Origin of the sequence: Stenotrophomonas sp. HMWF003 (assembly GCF_003061285.1) — a bacterium.
GTDB classification, from domain to species: Bacteria; Pseudomonadota; Gammaproteobacteria; order Xanthomonadales; family Xanthomonadaceae; genus Stenotrophomonas; species Stenotrophomonas maltophilia_AP.
In genome coordinates this window covers 8,755-12,355 of sequence record NZ_QAIW01000216.1, presented here as the reverse complement: position 1 = coordinate 12,355, position 3,601 = coordinate 8,755, and the positions used below count along the sequence as shown (strand labels likewise).

Below are 3,601 nucleotides of genomic sequence, written 5' to 3'. Positions count from 1 at the left end.
CGTCGGCGTCGCGCAGATGCAGGTCCATGCGGTCCTCGTGGGTGGCCGGAGCGCCCGCTTGCACGGGCACCCCGGCACGCCGGGTCAGGCCTGGCCGAAGGCCACGCCGGTCTTTTCCTTCAGCTCGTCGATGCCCACGCCCGGCGCGGCTTCAACCAGCACCAGACCGGTGTCGGTCACGTCGAACACGGCCAGGTCGGTGATGATGCGGTCGACCACGCCCACGCCGGTCAACGGCAGCGTGCACGCGGGCAGGATCTTGTGTTCGCCGTTCTTGGCGGTGTGCTCCATCAGCACCACCACGCGCTGCACGCCGGCCACCAGGTCCATCGCCCCGCCCATGCCCTTGACCATCTTGCCCGGCACCATCCAGTTGGCGAGGTCGCCGCTGGCCGTCACCTGCATCGCGCCCAGGATGGCCAGGTTGATGTGGCCGCCGCGGATCATCGCGAAGCTGTCGTGGCTGCCGAAATAGCTGGCGCCGGCACGCGCGGTAACGGTCTGCTTGCCGGCGTTGATCAGGTCGGCATCGACCTCGGCATCGGTCGGGAACGGGCCGATCCCGAGCAGGCCGTTCTCCGACTGCAGCCACACATCCACGCCCTCGGGAATGTGGTTGGCCACCAGGGTCGGCAGGCCGATGCCCAGGTTGACGTAGGCGCCATCGGTAAGCTCACGCGCAGCGCGCGCGGCCATTTCATCGCGGGTCCAAGCCATGTCAGTTGCCCTCCGCGCGGACGGTGCGCTGTTCAATACGCTTTTCAGGCGTGGGGTTGTGCACGATGCGGTGCACGTAGATGCCCGGCAGGTGCACCTGGTCGGGGTCGATGCTGCCCAGCGGCACCACCTCTTCGACCTCGACGATGCACACCTTGCCGGCCATGGCGCAGGCCGGGTTGAAGTTGCGCGCGGTCTTGCGGAACACCAGGTTGCCGGCCTCGTCGGCCTTCCACGCCTTGACCAGGGCCACGTCGGCGCGCAGCGCGGTTTCCAGCACGAAGTGCTTGCCGTCGAATTCGCGGGTTTCCTTGCCTTCGGCCACTACCGTGCCGTAGCCGGTGGCGGTGAAGAAGGCCGGGATGCCGGCACCGCCGGCGCGCAGGCGCTCGGCCAGGGTGCCCTGCGGGTTGAACTCCAGCTCCAGCTCGCCGGCCAGGAACTGCCGTTCGAATTCCTTGTTCTCGCCCACGTAGGACGAAATCATCTTCTGGATCTGGCGGGTTTCCAGCAGCTGGCCCAGGCCGAAGCCATCGACGCCGGCATTGTTGGAAATCACGGTCAGGCCCTTGACCGCACTGTCGCGCAGCGCGGCGATCAGCGCCTCGGGGATGCCGCACAGGCCGAAACCACCCACCGCCAGCGTCTGGCCATCGGCAACCACGCCGTGCAGCGCCTCGGCGGCGCTGGCATAGCGCTTGCTGCGCCGGCCGGCCGTCTCTGGGGACTTGCTCATCTACGCCCTCACCTCGTTGATGTAAGGGGGCATTGTAGCCAGTACGCCCGGGTTTCCCGCCGCGCCTGAAGCAGCGTTTACCCGCGACAGGGCATGAAAACGATTCCCATACATGGCAGCGGCTAAACTAGCCAGCTGACTGTCTCAAGGATTGAATCGATGACCCTCCCCGCATTCAAGGCATATGACATCCGCGGCCGGGTGCCGGACGAGCTGAACGAAGACCTGGCCCGCCGCATCGGCGTGGCCCTGGCCGATCAGCTTGCCCCCGGTACCGTGGTGGTGGGACACGACGTGCGTCTGACCAGCGCAGCGCTGCAGGACGCACTCACCGCCGGTCTGCGAGGCGCCGGCCGCGACGTGCTGGACATCGGCCTGTGTGGCACCGAGGAAGTCTATTTCCAGGTGGACCACCTCAACGCCGCCGGCGGCGTGATGGTCACCGCCAGCCACAACCCGATGGACTACAACGGCATGAAGCTGGTCAAGGAGCAGGCCCGCCCGATCAGTTCGGACACCGGCCTGCTGGCGATCTCCGATGCCGTGGAAGCCGACACCGGCGTTGCGGCCGCCGCCACCGGTGGCCTGCAGTCGCACCCGGACAAGGGCGCCTACATCGAGCACCTGCTCAGCTACATCGACCGTGCCGCGCTCAAGCCGCTGAAGCTGGTGGTCAATGCGGGCAATGGCGGCGCCGGCACCATCGTCGACCTGCTCGCCCCGCACCTGCCGTTTGAATTCATCCGCATCTGCCACGAACCCGATGGCAGCTTCCCCAACGGCATCCCCAACCCGCTGCTGCCGGAAAACCGCGAACTGACCGCGCAGGCCGTGCGCGAACACGGCGCGGATTTCGGCATTGCCTGGGACGGCGACTTCGACCGCTGCTTCTTCTTCGACCACAACGGCCGCTTCATCGAGGGCTACTACCTGGTCGGCCTGCTCGCGCAGGCGATCCTGGCACGCCAGCCGGGTGGCAAGATCGTGCACGACCCGCGCCTGACCTGGAACACGGTGGAAATGGTGGAAGCCGCCGGCGGCCAGCCGGTGCTGTGCAAGAGCGGGCACGCCTTCATCAAGGAAAAGATGCGCAGCGAGAACGCCGTCTACGGCGGCGAAATGAGCGCGCACCATTACTTCCGCGAATTCGCCTACGCCGACTCCGGCATGATTCCGTGGCTGCTGATCGGTGCGCTGGTGTCCGAGTCCGGGCGCTCGCTGGCCGATCTGGTCGAGGCGCGCATGGCCAAGTTCCCGTGCAGCGGCGAGATCAACTTCAAGGTGACCGATGCCAAGGCCGCCGTTGCGCGGGTGATGGACCACTACGCCGCGCAGTCGCCCGCGCTGGACCATACCGATGGCATCAGCGCCGATTTCGGCACCTGGCGCTTCAACCTGCGCAGCTCCAACACCGAACCGCTGCTGCGCCTGAATGTTGAAACCCGTGGCGATGCGGCGTTGCTGCAGCAGCGCACCGATGAAATTTCCCAGCTGCTCAAGGCATCCTGAGAAGGCCCGATGAACGATATTCTGCCCGTCATTCTCTCCGGCGGCTCCGGCACCCGGCTGTGGCCGCTGTCCCGCGAAGCCTACCCCAAGCAGTTCCTTGCGCTGGCTGGGGAGCAGACCATGCTGCAGGCCACCTGGCAGCGCGTTGCGCCGATCGCCGGCCGTGCGCCGCTGGTCGTGGCCAACGAAGAACACCGGTTCGTGGCTGCCGAGCAGCTGCAGCAACTGGGCGTACAGCCGCAGGCGATCCTGCTGGAGCCGGTCGGCCGCAACACCGCACCGGCCATCGCCGTGGCAGCGCTGGAGGCCACCCGGGACGGTGACGATGCCGTACTGCTGGTGCTGCCGTCGGACCACGTCATCGCCGATGAAGCCGCGTTCCGCGCCGCCGTGCTGCGCGCCCTGCCGGCCGCGCGCGAAGGCAAGCTGGTCACCTTCGGGATCGTGCCGACCGGCCCGGAAATCGGCTATGGCTACATCAAGGCCGGTGCCCAGGGCGACGTGCGCCCGGTGGATCGCTTCGTCGAAAAGCCCGATGCCGAGACTGCCCAGCAGTACGTGCAGTCGGGCGAGTACTTCTGGAACAGCGGCATGTTCCTGTTCAAGGCCTCGCGCTACCTGGCCGAGCTGGAACGGTTC

Annotated in this window: 4 protein-coding genes; 2 read left to right on the top strand and 2 right to left on the bottom strand. The window is 67.1% G+C overall.

The genetic code is table 11. From position 1 onward, the window contains the following. Window positions 1–84: 84 nt before the first annotated feature. Window positions 85–717, bottom strand: coding sequence for a CoA transferase subunit B (locus DBR34_RS08805; protein ID WP_128096515.1), 633 nt, complete (start codon window positions 715–717; stop codon window positions 85–87). A gap of 1 nt (window position 718) precedes the next feature. Then, a complete protein-coding gene (locus DBR34_RS08800) occupies window positions 719–1,453 on the bottom strand; it encodes a CoA transferase subunit A (protein WP_128096514.1) in 735 nt (244 codons plus the stop codon). A 159-nt stretch (window positions 1,454–1,612) separates the two neighbouring features. On the opposite strand from DBR34_RS08800, the gene DBR34_RS08795 reads away from it, so the two are divergent. Together DBR34_RS08795 and DBR34_RS22450 are read left to right on the top strand one after the other, a co-directional pair. Then, window positions 1,613–2,962, top strand: a complete 1,350-nt coding sequence (locus tag DBR34_RS08795; protein ID WP_128096513.1) for a phosphomannomutase — start codon at window positions 1,613–1,615, stop codon at window positions 2,960–2,962. 9 nt (window positions 2,963–2,971) lie between these two features. Beyond that, a partial coding sequence (locus DBR34_RS22450) for a sugar phosphate nucleotidyltransferase (protein WP_258223771.1) occupies window positions 2,972–3,601 on the top strand: 630 nt, incomplete at its 3' end.